The following is a 20,156-nucleotide window of genomic DNA, read 5'->3' on the forward strand; positions in this document are numbered from 1 at the left end:
GTACACGCCGCGTGAACATGATCATCCGCCGCCGAAAACCGAGGCGAGTATCACCCAGGTACTCAGAACCATCCATGTTCCCGTGATCAGCCAAAACATAAACGGTCGATTCGAACGGTCAATTGGCTCGACAAAATCAGCACGCCCTGATTTCAGCGCCAGCCAAGTCCAGATCAGAAACAGCACGCCCCAAAACACCTGCAAATCCATAATCACAGCAAGCCAGACACAAACCAACGCAAGCAGGGACTTCCAAGCCAAACCATCAGTTGTGCTTCGGGCCGCCGCACGTGGGCTTTCACTGACCGCAACAGTATCCTGACCTACATTCTGGATCATGAAATGAGCCCCTTGCCGATCTGAAACCAATGCACGACCTTCTGGCAAGTCATTATGGTGACGCCCATCCCGGACTTTGATCTGCCGAATGGAATCGTCCTCCGACTTGACGCCAAAACAGGGCATCCAATAGCGAAATTTTCCGCGGATGGCCTCGGGCACCTCTTCGGCCTCAGCAACCACGCTTCCGTCAGGATGACGTATATCATAGCGCGGCCATGGGCTTGCCGAGCTCTTCTCAAAGCGCCACCCAAACAGGTCCGCATAAAACGGCGCGATCAGTTTGATATCAGGAACGTGGTGAAAACGGCTTATGACCTTACCAGCACCCGGTGCTCCGGCCTGTATGTCTGGACCCTCATACATCGTGAACCCGGCACCGGATGGATCCCGAACCAGCGCGATACGCGCCGCGTCGCCAAAGGTTTGAGGCTTCACTTCGATGATGGCGCCCTGATGTGTCCGGGCTTGTTCGACCTTTGCGTCCAGATCATCGACGTGCACATACGACATCCAAAAAGACGGCATGTTCATTTTCGCCAAACGATCCGGCATCGGGAAAACGGCCGCCACCTCCTGCCCGCCGATAGTGGCAAAGTCATAAGTGTCTTCTTCACCAAATGCCCAATTGAATATTCCGGCATAGTCCACTCTGGCAGCGCGCATGTCGTAGGTGGACAGGTCCGTCCACAGAAAATGTCCGTTTGCCATCGCGCCCTCTTTCCTGCTTCGATCCTATCCGAGCTATGACCGGCAAAGCGCCCTGTCCAGAGGCCGTACTATACACAGATTGCTTTAATGCCCTTCCCCCTGCACCAGCATATCCAACATGCCCGAGATATCTTCGATCTCTTCCGCGATTACATGAGTCACCGAATGCGCCCGCTGCATCCGGCCCGTCACCTTAAGCAAGCGACCTGAAATCACCGCGCGGCGAAATTGTTCGTAGATTTTGCGCCACACCACCACATTCACGATCCCGGTCTCATCCTCAAGCGTCAGAAAGATCACCCCCTTGGCCGTCCCCGGCCTCTGCCGCAGGATCACCAGCCCGGCCACGGCCACGCGCGCGCCCTCGGGCGGTGCTGTCAACTGATTTGACGGCAAACAAGATGGCGGGCGTGGCCAGTTCCGACTGGAAACCACAGAATGAACAGGGGCAACAAGCATGAGAACAAAAATAGAACAAACACCAAGAAAGTCCAGACACGGCCTCAGGAGTCGCAAATGAGGCTGGAAAGACCTAAATGCCTTGACTAAGGAAGAATTCGAACATCGCAAAAGGAAGACGCACGCAATGGCAAAGATCACCTATGTCGAGCACGGCGGTACCGAACACACTGTCGAGGTCGCCAACGGACTGACCGTCATGGAAGGGGCCCGTGACAACAACATTCCCGGCATCGAGGCCGATTGCGGCGGCGCCTGCGCCTGCTCGACCTGCCACGTCTATGTCCACCCCGACTGGGTCGAAAAAATACCGGGCAAGGATGACATGGAAGAAGACATGCTGGACTTTGCCTACGAGCCCGACCCGGCCCGCTCGCGCCTGACCTGCCAGATCAAGGTCACCGACGCGCTGGACGGTCTGATCGTGCAAATGCCAGAAAAACAGATCTGATGCATTCCAAAGCGCCGCGTCCCTCCCGTCGCCTTTGGTGGCGTCGGACACGCGGCGCACTGACATCTCTGTGCCTTTGGGGATCGACCTTAGGCACCGCGACAGCTGCCGATCAAATCAAAGCGGCCAAATTCACAGAACCGACCACACGCTACGCGCACGGGGTCTTGGGCGACACTGTTGAATATGGTGCATTGGAACTTCGTGTTCAAAACACCGGCTCAAACCCAAAAACCGTAATCGTTCGCCTGCCGCAAGATCGCGTCTTCGAAGATCTCACACCACGACTTATCGATATTGATGCAGACGGAACTTTCGAAGCGATTGTCGTTGAATCTCAGGATCAACAAGGCGCGCAGCTGGCCATTTACAACGCAAGCGGCGCAAAAATCGCCTCCACACCTCATATCGGCACCCGCTTCCGCTGGCTCGCCCCAATCGGAGCAGCCGATTTGGACGGAGACGGCAATATCGAAATCGCCTATATCGGCCGTCCGCACCTTGCCAAAACACTGCGCATCTGGCGCTACAAAGACAACGCCCTGACCCAGATCGCTTCGATACCCGGTCTGACCAACCACAAGATCGGTGAGGATTTCATCTCGGGCGGCCTGCGCACCTGCGGCGAACGCCCAGAACTGATCGTGGCCAGCGCCGACTGGTCACGGATCATGAGCGTTTCCTATGACAATGACTGGACCAAAATCGATCTCGGCCCTTTCAAAGGCCCCAACAGCCTCGCACAGGCCTTGAACTGCTGATCCGCCTCTTCATCTGGCTAAAAATACCTTGGGGGTGAGGCCGCAGGCCGAGGGGGCAAAGCCCCCTGCCCGATCACTTATCCAATGCACGCCACCCTATATCGCGTCGGTAAAACCCTTCGGGCCAATTCACACCATCAACCATCTTGTACGCCCGTTCCCGCGCCTCTTGCAGCGTGTCACCGCGCGCAGTCACGTTCAACACTCGCCCACCGGCGGCCTGCACCTGACCCTCAACAGCCTTGGTACCGGCATGGAACACCATGTTGCTGCTGTCTTCGGGCAAAGCATCCAGCCCCATGATGACCGAACCCTTTTCATAAGACCCCGGATAGCCTTTGGCCGCCATCACAACCGTCATCGCGTGATCATCGGCCCAGTTCACCCGCATATCGCCCAGCCGCCCTTCGGCTGCGGCATGCATCAAATCCATCGCTTGCGCACCAAGGCGCATCATCAGCACCTGACACTCGGGATCGCCAAAACGCACATTGTATTCCACCAGGCGTGGTTGTCCGTCCTTGATCATCAACCCAGCGTAAAGGACTCCCTGAAACGGCGTGCCGCGACGCTTCATTTCTGCCATGGTCGGGCGCACAATCTCTTCCATTGCGCGCGCTTCGACCTCAGCACTCAGCACCGGTGCCGGAGAATACGCGCCCATGCCACCCGTGTTCAGCCCGGTATCGCCTTCGCCAACACGCTTGTGGTCCTGAGCCGTCCCGACAGAGAGAATGTTCTCGCCATCGCAAAGAACAAAAAGCGAGGCTTCTTCGCCTTCCATGAACTCTTCGATGACAACTTCCGCACCAGCACCGCCAAAAGCGCCGCCGAACATGTCGTCAATAGCGTCCAGTGCGGTTTGTTCATCCATCGCAACAATCACGCCCTTGCCTGCGGCCAGACCGTCAGCCTTCACCACAATCGGCGCGCCTTGTTCGCGGATATAGGCCTTGGCAGGTTCGGCTTCGGTGAACCGGGCATAAGCTGCGGTGGGCGCGTTGGCCGCGTCGCAGATTTCCTTCGTAAAGCTTTTCGACGCTTCCAGCTTCGCCGCCTCGGCGGAGGGACCAAAAACCAGAACTCCGGCCTCGCGCAAGCGATCAGCCACCCCGGCAGCCAAAGGTGCCTCGGGTCCGACAATCACAAAGTCAATCGCGTTTTCTTCGGCGAAGCTGACAACAGCCCCGCCATTTTCAGTATCCAGCGCTGCACAGTCCGCGATCTGAGCGATTCCGGCATTGCCCGGAGCAACGATCAGACGGTCGCATTTTGGGTTTTGCAACACCGCCCAGGCGAGACTGTGTTCGCGCCCGCCGCTGCCGAGAATGAGGATGTTCATGAATGCTCTCCGATCTGCTTGGCCTTGCCTGCGCGGCGTTCTAAGCTGGCCCGGCATTTGAAACAAGGCGCTGAAATGTCCGATCTGCTTGATGACCCGATTCCGGGCCAAAATACCCCCGAATACACCGTTTCCGAGATCTCGGGAGAGGTGAAACGGACGCTCGAAGGCTCTTTCGGGCGAATCCGAGTGCGGGGTGAGGTCGGGCGCGTATTCAAAGCGCGTTCCGGGCATTTGTACTATGACATCAAAGATGACCGGAACGTTCTGGCCTGTACAACTTGGAAAGGGCAGATTTCCGGCCTGTCTGTTGTGCCGGAAGAAGGGTTGGAGGTTGTCGTCACCGGGCGCCTGACCGCATTTGGCGCGCAATCGAAATACAATCTGAATGTCGATGAGGTATCCGTCGCCGGACAAGGCGCATTGATGGCCTTGCTGGAGAAACGCAAGAAACAGCTTGAAGCCGAGGGTTTGTTTGCGCCCGAGCGAAAGAAGCCGTTGCCCTATCTGCCGAATATCATCGGTGTGGTGACATCGCCTTCGGGTGCTGTGATCCGTGACATTCTTCATCGCCTCAGGGACCGGTTCCCGCGTAAGGTGCTAATCTGGCCCGTGGCCGTCCAAGGGGCGAATTGCGCACCAGAAGTCGCCCGAGCTATTGAAGGGTTCAACCAATTGACGCCTGGCGGAGCTTTGCCCCGGCCCGACCTGATCATCGTCGCCCGCGGCGGCGGGTCTATCGAGGACCTCTGGGGCTTTAACGAAGAGGTCGTCGCCCGCGCCGCAGCTGCCTCGGACATTCCGCTGATCTCAGCCGTCGGGCACGAAACCGATACAACGCTGATCGACTTTGTCTCGGATCGTCGCGCGCCCACGCCCACTGCCGCAGCAGAGCTTGCCGTGCCCGTCCGCATGGAGTTGCTTGCATGGACCGGAGAGCAAGGTGCGCGGTTGTCCCGTGCGGCAACGAATGCAGTTCAACGCCGAACGCAAAGGCTGCACGATCTGTCCCGCGCCTTGCCGCGTCCGGAAACCCTGTTGAACACCCCACGCCAACGCCTTGATTTGATTGCAGATCGCCTGACACCCGCCTTGACCCGTGGCGTTCAAAACCGCCGTCTGCAAGTCGTCGAACTGTCGGCCCACCTACGCCCCTCGACCCTACGCGGTTTGGTAACAACGCGTCAGGAGTCACTGCGCAACCTGTCGTCACGCCTGTCTCTGCGCCCGATTCAGCGCGAGATCGACCAGCAGCGGCAGAGCCTTGCCCGGCTTAACGATCGAATGAACACCGCTCAGACCACGCGGCTGGAACGCCTTCAGCAACGACTTGAGGCCACCGACCGCCTGCGCGAAACGCTCAGTTACAAAGCCACTTTGGAACGGGGATATGCGGTCGTCCGTGCGGACGGCGACGTGATTACCACCAAAGCCCAGGCGGCCAAACATGCGGCGCTTGAGATCGAGTTCGCAGATGGCATTCTCAGCACCGGCGCCACGGCAAAACCGACGCCCAAGAAACCCAAACCGGACGCCCCGGATCAGGGATCACTGTTCTAAGCCATGCTGACCATCTGGGGCCGTAAAACGTCATCGAATGTTCAGGCCCTGATGTGGTGTGTCGGTGAGTTGGGGTTGGATTGCCGCCGCCACGATCTGGGACACGGGTTCGGAGGGCTGGACACTGATGAATTCCATCAATTGAACCCAAACAGAACCATCCCTGTCATACGCGATGGCGACCATCCGCCCCTCTGGGAAACCGGTGCAATTCTCCGCTACCTAGCCAATTCATACGGGACTCAAAGGTTTTGGCCCCGCGATCCGGTGCACCAGACCGAAGTCGATAAATGGGCGGAATGGGCCAAGATTAACGTCGCGATGGCATTCACCGTGCCCGTGTTTTGGCAGGTTACCCGAATCCCAAAGGCGGAACAGGACCAGCAGGCAATCGAACAAGCTGTGACCACTTTGGAAAACAAGCTGACACTTGCAGACGCTCAACTGTCCCAACACGCCTTCCTGTGCGGCACCGACCTGACCTTGGCCGACATTCAGCTGGGGCACGTTCTGTATCGCTATTACGATATCGACATATCCCGCGCAGCGCTCCCAAACCTGCGCCGGTATTATGAGACACTGGCGGAAAGGTGTGCCTATCAGAACCATGTGATGATCAGTTATGAAGACCTGCGCGTGCCCTGATCACACACCAACCTCAGGCCCATAGCACACCATTTCCTCGCCAAGTTCTTCGGCCTCATATAACTCCGTTGCCTCCGGGTTGCCTTCAAACTGCGCAACCAGACCGCCGCCAGATTGCGTAAAAACCCAGCATTGAGGGTCGAGTCTGTCTTCGTAGACAAAGCAGATCTGCTCGTCCCTTTGATACCAGACGCCTTCTTTGCAATTGCCATCCAGAAAAGACCAGATCACACGCCGGTTCGGCAGATACCGTTCAACCCCGTATACCTGACCCTCGAACCCGTAGAACAGAGTTTTGCCCTGCGTGTAGCTATCGAATTCCGGTCCAGACAACGGGGTCTGGGCCGCAACGGATTGCGCAGCAAAGCCTGCGAGAATCATCCAGTATCTAAGCATAAGTACATTCTGCCAGAAGCGCTTAAGCTGTGCCATTCACCCTTTGCCTCTGGGTTCATCACAGTTCCCTTAACTCAACGTAAGCGCTTGATTTCAATATTCACCTCGGATGAAGTCGTTTGGAAACTGTCGGGGGACCCATGACCAACGTACTCTTTTGGATCGCTCTCGGCTGTGCCCTTGGCTATTTGCCGCTGACAGCGCGCCCGGCCTCAGCCTTGCGCACGGTATTGAAAACCGCTTCCGTGGCTGCCTTGACCATGATCGCCTTTTTGAATGGCGGACCCTGGTTGCTGGTTTTGGCGCTCATCTTATGCGCAACGGGCGACGCACTGTTATCGCGCGAAACGGATGCCACGTTTATGTCGGGCATTGCCGCCTTTGCCGGCGGACATCTGGCTTACATCACGCTGTTCATGACCTACCCGACCAGTAACGCTGGCCTAATCTGGAACGCGCCCGCAACGGTATGGTCTCTCGTCATTCTGGGCATCATCATGGCCACGACACTTGCACCCCACGCCGGTGATCTGAAAGGGCCTGTTCTGGCCTATATCCCCATCATCCTTGGGATGGGTATCACTGTTCTGGCACTGCCGGACACGGGCGCTTTGCGGTGGGCTTTTCCCGCCGCCATCGCCTTCATCGCGTCCGATCTGGTCCTTGCGACTGAAAAGTTCCTGCTGCCACCAAGCCATCCGGCCCTCAAGGCAACGCCCTATTTGGTCTGGCCCCTTTATTGGGGCGCACAGCTTGGTTTTGTCCTTGCATTCGCGTGACCCTTTGCAACTGCCGCAAATCCGCATTAGGTGAAGGGAACACCTGCGGAGACACTACATGGCGTTTTTCTCAAAGCTAAAGGATAAGCTGTTCAAATCCTCCTCTCGCCTGGAAGAGGGGCTGGAAGCCATCGTCGAAGATGGCGGCGAGGAAACGACCGCGCCTGACCCGGTGATCCCCGAACCAAAGCCCGAACCGCAACCGGTCCCCGAGGTTCCGGAACCCGCGCCGGTGCCACAACCTGTTGAGCCGCCCGCCCCAATCCCTGCCGATCCCACGCCGGTCGCGCCTCCACCCGAGATACCGGAATCCAAAGGCATCCTGAACCGCCTGTTCAATCGCGGTGGCACCACAACGGAAATACGCCGCACACTCGATGACGACATGCTGGAGCAACTCGAAGAGCTGCTGATCGCCTCTGACATGGGTGTCGACACGGCCTTGCGCGTCACCTCGAACATGGCCGAGGGCCGCTTTGGCCGCAAACTTTCAACACGTGAAATCAAGCAATTGCTGGCACAAGAGGTGGCCCGCGTGATGGAGCCGGTAGCCAAGCCCCTGCCGATCTATCCCAAACGCCCGCAAGTGGTGCTGGTGGTCGGCGTCAACGGCTCGGGCAAGACCACGACCATCGGCAAACTGGCCAGCCAGTTCAAAGAAGCGGGCAAGAAAGTTGTCATCGCCGCCGGTGACACCTTCCGCGCCGCGGCCGTTGAACAACTGCAAGTCTGGGGCGATCGGGCCGGGGTTCCTGTGCTGACCGCGCCAGAAGGCTCGGACCCCGCCAGTCTGGCGTTCGATGCCCTGACCCGCGCACAGGCCGAAGGTGCCGATCTGCTGATGATCGACACAGCAGGCCGTTTGCAAAACCGTGCTGACCTGATGGAAGAGCTGGCCAAGATTGTCCGCGTCATCCGCAAGGTCGATGACACAGCGCCGCACAACACCCTGCTGGTCCTCGACGCCACAACAGGACAGAACGCCCTGAGCCAGGTGGAGACTTTCCGCAAGCTGGCTGACGTTTCGGGATTGGTCATGACCAAATTGGATGGCACCGCCAAAGGCGGCGTACTCGTCGCTTTGGCGGACAAATTCGGCCTGCCCATCCACGCCATTGGTGTGGGCGAACAGATCGACGATCTCGCCCCCTTCGACCCCGAAGAATTCGCCGCCGCCCTGACCGGTCTCGACAAAGGCTGATCCGCCCCTTCATCTGGCTAAAAATACCTTCGGGGGTCTGGGGGTGGAAAACCCCCAGCCTCACCGCCCAGCAAAAGGTTGGCATCTTTGAGTAACTGGCTGATCTCATTGGAAGGGACCGAAGCAGGCCACCAGCTTGCGCTTGGACTAGCCCTGATGGCGGCTTTCCTTCATGCCGTGTTTGGGGCTCTGCAAAAGGGGCGTCATGATCCGTGGCTTTCTCGTGGGGCCATTGATGCCAGTTACTGCCTAATGGCCGCGCCTTTTGCCTTCTTTGTGGTGCCTTGGCCCGAACCGCATATGTGGCCGATCTTCGCGCTCGTCTGGCTGATTCATATCGCCTACAAGACACTTCAGGCCATGGCGTATACCAAAGGCTCCTACACGGTTGTCTATCCGGTCGTGCGCGGAACCGGGCCATTGTTCACCGTCATCGGCGCATATCTGTTGTTCGGCGAGACGTTCACGACAGTGCAGTGGCTGGGCGTGGCAACCCTGCTTGCCGGCATATTCGGGTTGGCCGCATACAACTTCCGATTTCTGGAAACCAACCGCGACACGCTGGGTATCGCGCTGGTCTTGGCGATCATCACCGGCCTCTTTGTGGCGCTTTACACCACGTATGACGCCTACGGCATTCGCGCCACCGCCGACCCGTTCACCTTTCTGGCCTGGTTTTTCATGATTGATGGCGCAGCCATGCCCATCTATGCCTTTCTCAGATGGCGCGCCATGATTGACCGCCCAGCTGTCGGCCCCCTGATGTTGCGCGGGCTGGCAGGAGGCCTGATCGCTCCGGTGTCTTTCGGAGCAATCATGTTGGCCACCCGGTTGGATAAAGTGGGCGAGGCCGCGGTTCTCCGCGAGACCTCAACCGTCTTTGCGGCATTGATCGGCTGGCTTGTGTTAAAGGAGACCGTCGGCCCCCGGCGTATTGCCCTGATGGCATTGATTGCACTTGGTGCCGTAATAGTTGAAATGGGCGGGTAAACAGCAGGATATACAGATGACAGGCAAAAAAGACATCAACCCGTTTCTCAAACAGGTGCTCGAGCTTGGCCCCCCATTGGCCTTCTTCTTCATCTACCTGCGCCTGCGCGATGATAGTTTTCTGATTGGTGGCGTCGAGTATTCCGGCTTTATCGTTGCAACGATCATCTTTGTCCCCCTGATGCTGGGCGCCATGGCAATCCTGTGGTACCTGACCGGCAAACTCAGCCGGATGCAAATATTCACCGCATTCATGGTGCTTTTCTTCGGTGGCCTCACCGCTTGGTTCAATGACGAGCGGTTCTTCAAGATGAAGACCACGCTGGTCTACGGCCTGTTTGCCCTGATCCTGGGCGTCGGCCTGTTGCAAAAGAAATCTTATCTCGCCTATGTTTTGGAAGAACTGCTTCCAATGAAGCAGGAAGGCTGGATGATTCTGACCCGCCGACTGTGTGGCTGTTTTGCTGTTTTGGCCGCCGCAAACGAACTTGTCTGGCGCACGATGTCTACCGACATGTGGGTCAAGATCGAGACCTTTGGCTTTCCCATTGCCCTAATGGCTTTTCTGATGCTGCAATTCAGCATGTTGCAGCACTATATGGAGGACCCGGAACAGAAATAGCTCCCGTCACATCAGCCAGGTCCGCCAAAACAAACAAAATTCTTGGATAATGAGCCGAGCTATGTGAAATTGAGTGACTACCCACTCACTCACCTCGCCCAAGATCGGTGCATACATGACGGCCTTCCCCAACAGCGGCTTCCTTTCCGAAGCTTCCGACGGGCTCAGAGAAATGCTTTCGGCTCAAGCGACCGAAATTTCCCTGGCCCAAGGCGACACACTTTTTGAACAAGGCGACGAGGGCGACGCGCTCTACGCAATATTAGACGGCACGCTTGAAGTGTCTTTTCTGGCCATGAGCGGGCGCAAGCTGACCCTGACTCTTATGCGCCCCGGCGAAGTTTTTGGCGAAATAGCCCTGTTCGACAATGGCCCGCGCACAGCAACCATTGCTGCGGCCGAAGCCTCGCGCGTTCTGCGTGTGCGCCGCAATGACGTCTTGAAACAGATCCGGCGACATCCTGATCTCGCAGAGGATTTAATCCGGCTGGCCGGATTGCGGATGCGGTACATGGGGTCTCAGTTGAACGAGCAGGTCTTTTTGCCCATGCCCATTCGACTGGCGCGAAGGCTGCTGCAACTGTCTGGTTTGCAGGACAACCCGTCCGAACGCATTACGCTGTCGCAAAGCGAACTGGCCGAGTTTGTCGGGGCGACGCGAGAAGCGGTGTCCAAAACAATCTCTGGATGGAAACGTGACAATGTCGTGGAAGCGTCCCGCGGCGGATTGCTGATTCAGGACTTTGCAGCATTACGTGAGTTAGCCGAATCCGACCTGATCTGAGTCGGTGTGATCTTGTTCACAGACCCACGTTCCAACATGACCTAGGGTGAAGTTGTTACCGTAGGAGGTCAGAGAATCATCCCCGATATCTGTCCACTGACCTCTCCCTGTATCTGAGCCATACGCAACTATTGCGTATGGCTCATTTTTTTTTGCTGGTGTTCCTGCCCACAATACCGGGCGAACAACGAAAAAGGCCGGGATTTTATCCCGGCCCCTTGCTCTTATTCCTCCAGGCTCAGCGCCACAAACCGTGGATCCCCGCCCCTGCGCACCAATAGCAGCAAAGACTTTCTGCCAGCTTCGCGCGATTCTTCCATCCGCTGCTCCAGATCTCCGATGGTTTCCACTTTTTGCTGCCCTGCCTCGGTGATCAGATCACCAGCCCGCAACCCCTTGGCATAAGCCTCGGACGCCTGATCGACGTCAGAAATCACCAGACCTTCGGCATCCGCATCCAGGCCCAGATCTTCGCGCAACGTATCCGTCAATGGTGAGATGGTAAGACCCAGAATATCCGCATTCTCATCAACCGGGGCCTCCTCAGCTTCCGGTTCGCCGGTTTCGGCACGTTCTGCGTCTTCACGACGACCCAACGTAACCAGCACAGTCTGGGTACCGCCATCACGGTGCACGATCACGCGCACGGCCTTTCCGACTTCGGTTTCGCCTACCTGACGAACCAGACCGCGTGTATCCTCGACCTCGACACCATCAAAACTGGTGATCACGTCGCCGGCCTTCAGCCCCGCCTCTTTCGCCGGGCCTTCCGGTACATCGCTGATCAAGGCACCGCCGGGCTTCTCAAGCCCCATGGCTTCGGCCATGTCCGGTGTTACGTCCTGAATACGCACACCCAACCACCCACGGCGCGTTTCGCCAAACTCACGCAACTGATCAACAACTTTGACAACAACGTTCGAGGCCATCGAAAAACCGATTCCGATTGAGCCACCGTTTGGTGACAGGATCGCAGTGTTCACGCCTATCACTTCACCATCCATGTTGAAAAGCGGACCGCCCGAGTTGCCTCGGTTGATTGCGGCATCAGTTTGAATGTAGTCGTCATAAGACCCGCTGAGTTCCCGGTTACGGGCCGATACGATACCAGCCGAGACGGAAAAGCCCTGCCCCAGCGGGTTGCCCATGGCGATCACCCAATCGCCCACGCGCGCAACATCGCTGTCCCCGAAGGTTACATATTTCAACGGACCGGACGCCTCGACCTTGAGCAAAGCGATATCGGTTTTCTCATCAGTTCCGATGACTTTGGCTACCAGCTCTTTCCTGGGCTGACCGTCACCCGGGAAGAATTCCACAAGGATTTCATCGGCCTCGGCAATGACATGGTTGTTGGTGACAATAAACCCGTCTTCCGAGATCACGAAACCCGAACCCAAGGCGTTGCTGCGGCGCGGAGCGTCGTTGTCGTCGTCGCCGTTTCTATCCTGAAACTCGCGAAAGAAATCCTCGAACGGGGAACCTTCGGGCACGATGCCCTGCGGCCCTGTTTGGTTTTCGATCAGTGTGCTCGTGGTGATATTCACCACCGCAGGGCTGATCTTTTCGGCCAACGGTGCCAGGCTTTCGCCCCTTGCCTGTGCGGCAACAGTTTGCGCCAGCAAAAGCAGCGAACCGGCAAAGGCCAGCCACATCAGCCGCATCCAAACACTCACTTCGTCCCACCGGACGGATACACTGCGCGCTTTCGCCTGCACTTGAGCTCTCCTTGTTGACATTCTTGCCAGAACCGCCGGTACACGGTCTGTCTTGTCAACCAATGTAGTCAGTTTGGTCGGGCTAGCAACTCGGGATCGCGGGGAAATCACCGCCAAGTGAAGCTCTGGCCTCAAAAACCCAGTTGATGCGCGCCCCAAAGCAGGATCAACCCGCTGATGACGCATAGCAGCCCCATCAAACGGCGCGCCTGTTCAGGTATTGACCGGAACGCTTCGAGCATACGCTCGATAAGCGAAGGGGCCAGCGCATAGGCCAGCCCCTCGACAATCAGCACCAGCCCGAAAGCCAGAAGGATCATACCCATTACTGGGTCGCCTGCCCTGTGGGCGATTTCAAGTAGTTGAAGAACTCGGAATCCGGGCTCAGCACCATCGAGCTGTTGCTGCCACCCAGCGCACGCTCATAGGCGGACAGCGAGCGGTAGAACTCGAAGAATTCCGGGTCTTTACCAAAGGCTTCGGCGAAGATCGCGTTGCGTTCGGCATCGGCCTCACCGCGAATGATTTCGGCTTCACGATTGGCGTCCGAGACCAGTTCAACCACGGTCCGGTCGGCTTGGGCGCGAACACGCTGCGCCGCTTCGTTACCGCGGGCGCGTTCGTCGGTTGCTTCACGTTCCCGTTCCGCCTTCATCCGGTCGAAGGTTGCCTCAAGGTTGGCTTGCGGCAGATCAGTCGCTTTCAGGCGCACGTCGATCACATTGACGCCCAGCGCTCGCGCCTCGGCGATGGCGCTGTTACGGATGCGCAGCATAAGCGCCGCACGGTCCGAGCTAAGGATGTCGCGCGAGGATACCGAACCCAGAACTTCGCGGGTTTCAGCACGCAAAATGCGGTCCAGACGATCTTCGGCAACCGGAATGCCACCAACACCAACGGCTTGACGGAACTGCTCCAGATCTGAAATCCGGTAGCGGGCAAAAGCGTCAACCACCAAACGCCGATCATCCAGAGGTGTTACTTCAAGCGGCTGCACATCGATAGAAAGGATGCGGTCGTCGTAACGCACCACTTCCTGGATCAACGGGATTTTGAACGCCAGACCAGGCTCTTCCTTGACCGTGACAACCCGGCCAAATTGCAGAACCAGTGCCCGCTCGCGTTCATCCACGATGAAAATCGAAGATAAAACGCCAACAATCGCGAGAAAGACGACCGGCAGGATAAATGTCGTTTTACGCATCAGTTGCTCTCCTGTCCGGAATTGCGGCGAAGCTCATTGAGCGGCAGATAGGGTACAACCCCCTGCCCCTGACCAGTAGAGTTCTCATCCAGAATGATTTTGTCCACGTCACCCAGAACCTGCTCCATCCGTTCCAGATACAGGCGCTTGCGGGTCACATCTGGCGCTTTAGAGTATTCTTCCAGAACCGCGCTGAAACGGCTGGCCTCACCCTGTGCGCTGTTGATCTGCTGGGCACGATACGCTTCGGCCTCTTCCAGAACCTGAGCAGCCTCACCACGGGCTTCGGCGAGCACACGGTTCGCGTAGGCGTCCGCAACATTCTGCAAGCGGTCACGTTCCTGAGCAGCGGCCTGAACATCACGGAAGGCAGCAATCACGTCTTGCGGCGGGTCAGCCTTGTCAAAGTTCACACGAACGATGTTCACGCCCGAGTCGTAGCTGTCCATCGTTGCCTGTATCAGTTCCTGCAGGCGGTCGGCGATAATACCACGATCCCGGTTCAGAATCGGTGCCAGTTCGCTCTGCGCGATAATCTCACGCATCGCAGATTCCGACACGGCGCGAATGGTTTGGCGTGGATCGCGCAGATTGAACAGGAATTTGGCAGGATCATTGATGTTCCAGACCACTTGATAATCGATATCGACGACGTTTTCGTCACCGGTCAACATCAGGCCGTCATCACTGCCACGGGCACCGCCCATGTCTTCGTTCTGTTCGCGTGTCACCGGAATGACCTCAGCGGTAACAAACGGCCAGGGCGCAAAATTCAGACCGGGATTACCGACGGCCGAGAATTCACCCAAGAACAACTCAACCGACTGTTCTTCCGGTTTAACGGTGTAGAAACTCGCCAGACCCCAAAGACCTGCAGCGACCAGAACGCCAATTGCAATCGTGCCCTTGGTAAAGGCCGGACCACCGCCGCCTTGACCGCCACTGCCACCTTTGCCCGAACCGCCGCGACCGCCCATCAGAACGCGCAGTTGCTCTTGGCCCTTCTTCATCAGCTCATCGATCTCGGGAATCTGCGGGCCATCGCCTTCGGGCGGGCGACGCCCGTCCCCGTTATTTCCCCGATTTCCTCCGCCACCGGAAGAGCCTCCGCCCCCCCAGGGGCCACCGCTGTTGCCCGCCATATGTACATGTTCCCTTGTGTTTGACCGTGTGATCACGGCGTCCTTTGTAACTTGTGTGCGCGCGGTTGCAAATCAAGCCGTGCGCACAGGTTGCCGCATTGTCACCAGTTCTTCGGCCATCACCGGATGCACGGCGACAGTACGGTCAAAATCTTCTTTGGTCGCCCCCATCTTTACGGCGATTCCGGCAAGCTGGATCATCTCACCAGCACCGGGGGCGACAATATGGCAGCCAAGAACCTTGCGTGTGGCCTGACTGACCAGAATCTTCATCAGAACCCGCTGCGTTCCGCCCGCGAACGATTTCTGCATCGGCTTAAACGACGTGGCATAGACTTCGATCGGTTCTTGCGCCGCGGCCTCTTCTTCGCTCAGACCAACAGTTCCGAATTCCGGCTGCGTAAAGATCGCTGTCGGGATCAGTTCGTGATCCACAGGTGTCGGGTTACCTTTGAAGACGGTCTCTACAAAAGCCATTCCCTCGCGGATCGCGACCGGTGTCAGGTTCACCCGATCCGTGACGTCACCAATAGCGTAAATCGAAGGCACTGCGGTCTGGCTGTATTCATTTACGACAATCTCACCCTTGCGACCGCGTTCAACGCCCAGGTCTTCCAGCCCAAGGTTATCGGCATTTGGCGCACGGCCCGTGGCGTACATAACGACGTCAAAACGATCCTCGGTGCCATCGGTCGCCTTGACGCGGATCTGGTCCCCGTCTTTGGTCATTTCCAGCACGTTGGTGCCCAGTCGCACGTCTATTCCGTTCTGGCGCATCTCTTCACAGATCAACCCGCGCGCTTCTTCATCAAAGCCGCGCAGGATTTGCGCGCCGCGATAGAACTGGGTGGTCTTGACGCCCAGCCCATTCATGATCCCGGCAAACTCGCTGGCGATATAGCCACCGCCGACGATCAGGATGCTTTCAGGCAACTTGTCCAAGTGGAAAATCTCGTTCGAGGTGATCGCCAGGTCTGATCCCGGGAAATCAGGCACGACCGGACGGCCACCCGTGGCGATCAGAATATGCTTAGCGGTTTTTTGGGTACCATCAGTCAATTCGACTGTGTGCGCATCCACAAGACGAGCGCGCTGATCAAAGCTTTCCACTCCGTTGTTTTTCAGGATGTTACGATAGATACCTTCCAGCCGATCCAGTTCCGTCACCAACTTGCCGTGGAAGGTATTCCAGTTGAATGCACCGGGTTGAATGTCCCAGCCATAAGCTTGTGCATCACCCACCATGCCCGAGTATTCGCTGGCAAAGACCATCAGCTTCTTGGGCACACAGCCCCGGATCACGCAGGTGCCGCCATAGCGGTCTTCTTCGGCCAGCCCGACTTTGGCACCGGTTTCACCCGCCGCCACACGCGCAGCACGGACCCCCCCCGAGCCTCCGCCGATGGCAAAAAGATCATAGTCAAAGCTCATGCCGGTTTCCTTCGTTCAACTTGCAAAATCCTCTGGATATCTGGGCGCAAAAACCCTGGTGCCAACCCCTGGGCACAGAAAATTCAAACATTCACGGGCGCTTGTCGGAGATAAGAGCATCAAACTTAGTCCGAAACATCGGAAAACAGGTTATCGCGGGATCCGCTCAACAACTGGTCCAGTTGGATGGTACCTGCATTGATGTCCCGCAGTTCGACCCTGCCATCTCCGTGGCCCAGAACGACCTTGTCGCAGATATCGACGAACAGACCATTTTCCACCACACCCGGCACCTGATTCAGGATCAGCGCCATCTGGCGCGGATTGCCGATGCGTTGCAGGTGCAGATCCAGAATGTGGTTTCCTTCATCGGTTACAAAAGGGGCCTGACCGTTCATGCGCAGCGCAGAGGTGGTCCCCAGAACATCCATTGTGTCCAGCGCTTCTTCGATCAGCGTCCGCGTGGTTTGCCAGCCAAAGGGAACCACCTCGACCGGCAGCGGGAAAGCGCCCAGTGTTTCAACTTCTTTTCCGGCGTCTGCGATGACGACCATCTGATCGCTGGCCGTGGCGACAATCTTTTCCTGAAGATGTGCACCACCGCCGCCTTTGATCAAGTTCAGGTCCGCGTCAAACTCATCTGCGCCGTCAATGGTCAAGTCCAACCATCCGGCCTGATCCAGGGAAATGACCTCGATTCCAACCTCACGTGCAAGCTGGGCCGTTCGGGTCGACGTGGGCACGCCCTTGATCTGCAAGCCTTCGCCTCGTACGCGCTCACCCAAGCGGCGTACCAACCAAGCGGCTGTAGATCCCGTTCCCAGGCCCACACGCATTCCGTCTTCGACCATCTCGGCCGCACGGCACGCGGCCACGTATTTTGCAGTGTCGATGGGCGATAGATCTCCGGTCATGGCAGCTTTCCAAAGTTGGCCTGCCGAAGTTATAGGGAAAGCCTCGGGTGACTGCGACCCCAATTTGTGACCCAGCGAACTCAAAGATACCAAAGTACTACGCGTTTCCTATCGGAAACGTCGCAATCATGTCTTACAAGACCATCTTTGAGCTATAAGTTGCCGCCATGTCGAAGCCCTACCGCCTGCACTATATCCCTGATAACGCCTCGCTGGTAATCCGCCTGGTGCTAGAAGAGATAGGTGCGCCTTTTGACACGGTCCTGGTGGATCGGCGCCAGAATGCGCAGGACAGTACAGCCTTTCGGGCACTCAATCCCAACGGTCAAATCCCAGTGTTGGAAACGCTGCAAGGGCCAATCTTTGAAACAGCGGCCATCCTGCTTTGGCTATCCGAACAACATGGCCAGCGGGCCCCTGCAAAAGATGACCCGGAACGCGCAGGCTTTCTGAAGTGGTTGTTCTTTGCATCCAACACGCTTCACGCCGATCTGCGTATCGTGTTTTATGCCGAGAAATACATCGACCCACGGCAGGCCGACAAATTGCGGGCCGCTACACATCCTCGCCTGAGACGTCACCTTCAATTGCTGGACGCAATGGCCAAAAGCGCGCCGGGTTGGTTCTGTGCAGATCACCCTTCCGTTCTGACCTATAATGTCGCGTGCATGATGCGCTGGATGGCGCTTTACCCTGCTATGGCAGACCGAAGTTGGTATCAGCTGACAGAAACGCCTTGCCTGCAAACGCTGTTAATGAAGCTTGAAACACGCCCGGCGACCCGCTCGGCCATTTTGGCCGAAGGTCTTGGGGCCAACCCGTTCACCTCCCCTGTTCACCCAACCCCTCCAGAAGGCTCAGCTATCTGATATGTTTCTCTCTGTCTTCGATATGTTCAAAGTGGGCATCGGCCCGTCCTCCTCCCACACCATGGGACCCATGGTGGCTGCTGCGCGCTTCCTTGATATGATGCGTGCCTCGCCGTTTGAATTTTCCGGTCTTAAAGGGTCGCTGCACGGCTCGTTGGCCTTTACCGGTGTCGGCCACGCGACCGACCGGGCGACAATCCTGGGTTTGGCCGGTTTTGTACCGGACACCTATGACAACAACAAAGCCGAGGCTGCTTTGGCAGATATTGCCAGCACGCATACGGTCACCCCTGAAGGGTTGCCAACCCTACAGTTTGACCCCAAAGCCGATCTGGTTTTCGACTATGACAACACCCTGCCCGGGCACGCCAATGGCATGATTCTGATGGCAACGGACGCACAGGGTGACGTGATCCTGCGACAGGTGTTCTATTCCATCGGCGGCGGATTTGTCCTGACCGAAGAAGAACTGGCCGAGGGCAAAGCAACCGACGAAGGCGCTCCGGTGCCGTTCCCCTTCAAATCCGCGGCCGAGATGCTGGAGATGGCAAAATCCAGCGGCAAGAGTATTGCTGACATGAAGCGTGAAAATGAAATCGCGCGGGGTTGCGCCGACAGCTTTGCCAGAGGCTCCGCCCGTCTTTGGGAGGTCATGAACGCCTGCATCGAACGTGGATTAGCCACAGACGGCATCCTTCCGGGTGGGTTGAAAGTTCGTCGTCGCGCCAAGGGCATTTATGATGCTCTAATGGCTGAACGTGGTATGAACCTGACCGCCCCACACACAATCAACGACTGGATGAGCGTCTACGCGATGGCGGTCAACGAAGAGAACGCTGCCGGTGGGCAGGTTGTAACGGCCCCTACCAACGGTGCGGCCGGCGTTCTGCCTGCGGTGCTGCGCTATTATCTGGATCACGTGCCTGGCGCTTCGGAAAGCCATATCGAAGATTTCCTGCTGACCGCTGCTGCGATAGGCGGGCTGGTCAAATTCAATGCCTCGATCTCAGGCGCTGAAGCAGGATGTCAGGCCGAGGTCGGCAGCGCGTCTGCCATGGCCGCTGCTGGGCTCTGTGCCGTGATGGGCGGAACACCTGAACAGGTAGAGAACGCCGCCGAGATTGCTCTGGAACATCACCTGGGCATGACATGCGATCCCGTTGCGGGTCTGGTTCAGGTGCCTTGTATCGAACGCAACGGATTGGGAGCCATCAAGGCAGTGTCCGCCGCGTCATTATCCCTGCGTGGGGATGGCGAACATTTCGTGCCATTGGATTCGGTAATCGAGACCATGCGCCAGACGGGTCATGACATGCACGAGAAGTATAAGGAAACCTCGCTTGGTGGATTGGCGGTGAACGTGCCAAACTGCTGATCGCTAAATAATGTGGGGGTCGTAATGCGTGGACATTGCCTGTGCGGCGCAATCAAATACGAAGTCGACTCTTCGCCATTGTCTTGCGTGACATGTCACTGCGACAGTTGCCGTCGCCAATGCGCCGCCCCGATGACCACCTACTTCGCCGTCCGCGACGGCCAATGGCGCTGGACCGGGGAAGAACCCAAGCGCTTTAACTCCTCACCCGGAGTTGAGCGCAGCTTTTGCCCGCATTGCGGTACACCGATCTCGTTCCGTTCGGCCAAGATGTCGGATGTGCTGCATCTGTACGTGGCGACATTAGAGGTGCCTGATGACCTGCAGCCCACGCTGCATGTTTCCCACGAAGAAAAGCTGAGCTGGCTGCACCTTGATGACGGTTTACCCACGTGCATTGGGCCAGATTACACAAAGGTTCAGCCCTTGCCGAAAGACTAACATCCAGCCTTTCCACTGTACC

Annotated in this window: 22 protein-coding genes; 12 read left to right on the forward strand and 10 right to left on the reverse strand. The window is 57.4% G+C overall.

The features are described 5' to 3' along the window. Positions 1-21: 21 nt before the first annotated feature. Both GS630_RS08705 and GS630_RS08710 read right to left on the reverse strand, forming a co-directional pair. Positions 22-1,050, reverse strand: a complete 1,029-nt coding sequence (locus tag GS630_RS08705; RefSeq protein ID WP_171619329.1) for a VOC family protein — start codon at positions 1,048-1,050, stop codon at positions 22-24. An 84-nt stretch (positions 1,051-1,134) separates the two neighbouring features. Further along, entirely contained in the window at positions 1,135-1,509 is a 375-nt protein-coding gene (locus tag GS630_RS08710) for an OB-fold nucleic acid binding domain-containing protein (RefSeq protein ID WP_171174746.1), read from the reverse strand. A 127-nt stretch (positions 1,510-1,636) separates the two neighbouring features. On the opposite strand from GS630_RS08710, the gene GS630_RS08715 reads away from it, so the two are divergent. Next, positions 1,637-1,960, forward strand: coding sequence for a 2Fe-2S iron-sulfur cluster-binding protein (locus GS630_RS08715; RefSeq protein ID WP_171174748.1), 324 nt, complete (start codon positions 1,637-1,639; stop codon positions 1,958-1,960). Continuing rightward, positions 1,960-2,721, forward strand: a complete 762-nt coding sequence (locus tag GS630_RS08720) for a VCBS repeat-containing protein (protein ID WP_253285854.1) — start codon at positions 1,960-1,962, stop codon at positions 2,719-2,721. Before GS630_RS08715 ends, GS630_RS08720 begins: the two co-directional genes overlap by 1 nt. 73 nt (positions 2,722-2,794) lie before the next feature. Here the strand turns inward: GS630_RS08720 and purD are convergent, their stop codons facing one another. Then, positions 2,795-4,063, reverse strand: coding sequence for a phosphoribosylamine--glycine ligase (purD, locus tag GS630_RS08725; RefSeq protein WP_171174750.1), 1,269 nt, complete (start codon positions 4,061-4,063; stop codon positions 2,795-2,797). A 75-nt stretch (positions 4,064-4,138) separates the two neighbouring features. On the opposite strand from purD, the gene xseA reads away from it, so the two are divergent. Further along, entirely contained in the window at positions 4,139-5,623 is a 1,485-nt protein-coding gene (gene xseA / locus GS630_RS08730; RefSeq protein ID WP_171174752.1) for an exodeoxyribonuclease VII large subunit, read from the forward strand. 3 nt (positions 5,624-5,626) lie between these two features. Beyond that, positions 5,627-6,268 carry a glutathione S-transferase family protein gene (locus GS630_RS08735; RefSeq protein WP_171711980.1) on the forward strand — a complete coding sequence of 214 codons (642 nt, stop codon included), beginning with the start codon at positions 5,627-5,629 and terminating at the stop codon, positions 6,266-6,268. Here GS630_RS08735 and GS630_RS08740 read toward each other — a convergent pair whose 3' ends face one another. After that, entirely contained in the window at positions 6,269-6,649 is a 381-nt protein-coding gene (locus GS630_RS08740; protein WP_171176199.1) for a hypothetical protein, read from the reverse strand. Positions 6,650-6,804: 155 nt separating this feature from the next. Between GS630_RS08740 and GS630_RS08745 the strand changes: the two genes are divergently transcribed. The 5 genes from GS630_RS08745 (at position 6,805) to GS630_RS08765 (ending at position 11,040) form a co-directional block, all read left to right on the forward strand. Then, a complete protein-coding gene (locus GS630_RS08745) occupies positions 6,805-7,443 on the forward strand; it encodes a lysoplasmalogenase (protein WP_171174756.1) in 639 nt (212 codons plus the stop codon). A 58-nt stretch (positions 7,444-7,501) separates the two neighbouring features. Beyond that, the gene (gene ftsY, locus GS630_RS08750; protein ID WP_171174758.1) at positions 7,502-8,644 is read left to right on the forward strand and encodes a signal recognition particle-docking protein FtsY; all 1,143 of its coding nucleotides are present in this window, start codon (positions 7,502-7,504) and stop codon (positions 8,642-8,644) included. Positions 8,645-8,731: 87 nt separating this feature from the next. Continuing rightward, the gene (locus GS630_RS08755; RefSeq protein ID WP_171619333.1) at positions 8,732-9,634 is read left to right on the forward strand and encodes an EamA family transporter; all 903 of its coding nucleotides are present in this window, start codon (positions 8,732-8,734) and stop codon (positions 9,632-9,634) included. Positions 9,635-9,650: 16 nt separating this feature from the next. After that, positions 9,651-10,256 (forward strand): inner membrane-spanning protein YciB, encoded by a 606-nt coding sequence (locus tag GS630_RS08760; protein ID WP_171174762.1) that lies wholly within the window; start codon positions 9,651-9,653, stop codon positions 10,254-10,256. Positions 10,257-10,371: 115 nt separating this feature from the next. Next, complete coding sequence (locus GS630_RS08765; RefSeq protein WP_171176201.1) at positions 10,372-11,040, forward strand: Crp/Fnr family transcriptional regulator; 669 nt, start codon at positions 10,372-10,374, stop codon at positions 11,038-11,040. 224 nt (positions 11,041-11,264) lie between these two features. Here GS630_RS08765 and GS630_RS08770 read toward each other — a convergent pair whose 3' ends face one another. The 6 genes from GS630_RS08770 to rpiA form a co-directional block, all read right to left on the reverse strand. Beyond that, positions 11,265-12,779 carry a Do family serine endopeptidase gene (locus tag GS630_RS08770; RefSeq protein ID WP_171174764.1) on the reverse strand — a complete coding sequence of 505 codons (1,515 nt, stop codon included), beginning with the start codon at positions 12,777-12,779 and terminating at the stop codon, positions 11,265-11,267. Positions 12,780-12,889: 110 nt separating this feature from the next. Beyond that, on the reverse strand, positions 12,890-13,084 hold the full coding sequence (locus GS630_RS08775) for a DUF2065 domain-containing protein (protein WP_171174766.1): 195 nt from the start codon (positions 13,082-13,084) through the stop codon (positions 12,890-12,892). Continuing rightward, a complete protein-coding gene (hflC, locus tag GS630_RS08780) occupies positions 13,084-13,962 on the reverse strand; it encodes a protease modulator HflC (RefSeq protein ID WP_171174768.1) in 879 nt (292 codons plus the stop codon). The genes GS630_RS08775 and hflC overlap by 1 nt, the downstream gene beginning before the upstream one ends. Then, positions 13,962-15,104 (reverse strand): FtsH protease activity modulator HflK, encoded by a 1,143-nt coding sequence (gene hflK, locus GS630_RS08785; protein ID WP_171174770.1) that lies wholly within the window; start codon positions 15,102-15,104, stop codon positions 13,962-13,964. The genes hflC and hflK overlap by 1 nt, the downstream gene beginning before the upstream one ends. A gap of 72 nt (positions 15,105-15,176) precedes the next feature. Further along, on the reverse strand, positions 15,177-16,535 hold the full coding sequence (gor, locus tag GS630_RS08790) for a glutathione-disulfide reductase (protein WP_171619335.1): 1,359 nt from the start codon (positions 16,533-16,535) through the stop codon (positions 15,177-15,179). A gap of 125 nt (positions 16,536-16,660) precedes the next feature. Further along, complete coding sequence (gene rpiA, locus GS630_RS08795) at positions 16,661-17,449, reverse strand: ribose-5-phosphate isomerase RpiA (protein ID WP_171174774.1); 789 nt, start codon at positions 17,447-17,449, stop codon at positions 16,661-16,663. Positions 17,450-17,616: 167 nt separating this feature from the next. Between rpiA and GS630_RS08800 the strand changes: the two genes are divergently transcribed. From GS630_RS08800 to GS630_RS08810, 3 genes are read left to right on the forward strand one after another with little or no spacing between them, the layout of a single operon-like run. After that, positions 17,617-18,318 carry a glutathione S-transferase family protein gene (locus GS630_RS08800; protein ID WP_171619337.1) on the forward strand — a complete coding sequence of 234 codons (702 nt, stop codon included), beginning with the start codon at positions 17,617-17,619 and terminating at the stop codon, positions 18,316-18,318. Position 18,319: 1 nt separating this feature from the next. Further along, positions 18,320-19,693 (forward strand): L-serine ammonia-lyase, encoded by a 1,374-nt coding sequence (locus GS630_RS08805; RefSeq protein WP_171174778.1) that lies wholly within the window; start codon positions 18,320-18,322, stop codon positions 19,691-19,693. Positions 19,694-19,717: 24 nt separating this feature from the next. Further along, complete coding sequence (locus GS630_RS08810; RefSeq protein ID WP_171237366.1) at positions 19,718-20,134, forward strand: GFA family protein; 417 nt, start codon at positions 19,718-19,720, stop codon at positions 20,132-20,134. Positions 20,135-20,156 lie beyond the last annotated feature (22 nt).

The sequence above is a fragment of the Ruegeria sp. HKCCD7303 genome (assembly GCF_013111185.1).
GTDB lineage: Bacteria > Pseudomonadota > Alphaproteobacteria > Rhodobacterales > Rhodobacteraceae > Ruegeria.

Excerpts from the sequence above, each read along its gene's own strand:
- GS630_RS08705 (WP_171619329.1), bottom strand. The coding sequence starts at position 1,050 with ATGGCAAACGGACATTTTCTGTGGACGGACCTGTCCACCTACGACATG.
- GS630_RS08710 (WP_171174746.1), bottom strand. The coding sequence starts at position 1,509 with ATGCTTGTTGCCCCTGTTCATTCTGTGGTTTCCAGTCGGAACTGGCCA.
- GS630_RS08715 (WP_171174748.1), top strand. The coding sequence starts at position 1,637 with ATGGCAAAGATCACCTATGTCGAGCACGGCGGTACCGAACACACTGTC.
- GS630_RS08720 (WP_253285854.1), top strand. The coding sequence starts at position 1,960 with ATGCATTCCAAAGCGCCGCGTCCCTCCCGTCGCCTTTGGTGGCGTCGG.
- purD (WP_171174750.1), bottom strand. The coding sequence starts at position 4,063 with ATGAACATCCTCATTCTCGGCAGCGGCGGGCGCGAACACAGTCTCGCC.
- xseA (WP_171174752.1), top strand. The coding sequence starts at position 4,139 with ATGTCCGATCTGCTTGATGACCCGATTCCGGGCCAAAATACCCCCGAA.
- GS630_RS08735 (WP_171711980.1), top strand. The coding sequence starts at position 5,627 with ATGCTGACCATCTGGGGCCGTAAAACGTCATCGAATGTTCAGGCCCTG.
- GS630_RS08740 (WP_171176199.1), bottom strand. The coding sequence starts at position 6,649 with ATGATTCTCGCAGGCTTTGCTGCGCAATCCGTTGCGGCCCAGACCCCG.
- GS630_RS08745 (WP_171174756.1), top strand. The coding sequence starts at position 6,805 with ATGACCAACGTACTCTTTTGGATCGCTCTCGGCTGTGCCCTTGGCTAT.
- ftsY (WP_171174758.1), top strand. The coding sequence starts at position 7,502 with ATGGCGTTTTTCTCAAAGCTAAAGGATAAGCTGTTCAAATCCTCCTCT.
- GS630_RS08760 (WP_171174762.1), top strand. The coding sequence starts at position 9,651 with ATGACAGGCAAAAAAGACATCAACCCGTTTCTCAAACAGGTGCTCGAG.
- GS630_RS08765 (WP_171176201.1), top strand. The coding sequence starts at position 10,372 with ATGACGGCCTTCCCCAACAGCGGCTTCCTTTCCGAAGCTTCCGACGGG.
- GS630_RS08770 (WP_171174764.1), bottom strand. The coding sequence starts at position 12,779 with ATGTCAACAAGGAGAGCTCAAGTGCAGGCGAAAGCGCGCAGTGTATCC.
- GS630_RS08775 (WP_171174766.1), bottom strand. The coding sequence starts at position 13,084 with ATGGGTATGATCCTTCTGGCTTTCGGGCTGGTGCTGATTGTCGAGGGG.
- hflC (WP_171174768.1), bottom strand. The coding sequence starts at position 13,962 with ATGCGTAAAACGACATTTATCCTGCCGGTCGTCTTTCTCGCGATTGTT.
- hflK (WP_171174770.1), bottom strand. The coding sequence starts at position 15,104 with ATGGCGGGCAACAGCGGTGGCCCCTGGGGGGGCGGAGGCTCTTCCGGT.
- gor (WP_171619335.1), bottom strand. The coding sequence starts at position 16,535 with ATGAGCTTTGACTATGATCTTTTTGCCATCGGCGGAGGCTCGGGGGGG.
- rpiA (WP_171174774.1), bottom strand. The coding sequence starts at position 17,449 with ATGACCGGAGATCTATCGCCCATCGACACTGCAAAATACGTGGCCGCG.
- GS630_RS08800 (WP_171619337.1), top strand. The coding sequence starts at position 17,617 with ATGTCGAAGCCCTACCGCCTGCACTATATCCCTGATAACGCCTCGCTG.
- GS630_RS08805 (WP_171174778.1), top strand. The coding sequence starts at position 18,320 with ATGTTTCTCTCTGTCTTCGATATGTTCAAAGTGGGCATCGGCCCGTCC.
- GS630_RS08810 (WP_171237366.1), top strand. The coding sequence starts at position 19,718 with ATGCGTGGACATTGCCTGTGCGGCGCAATCAAATACGAAGTCGACTCT.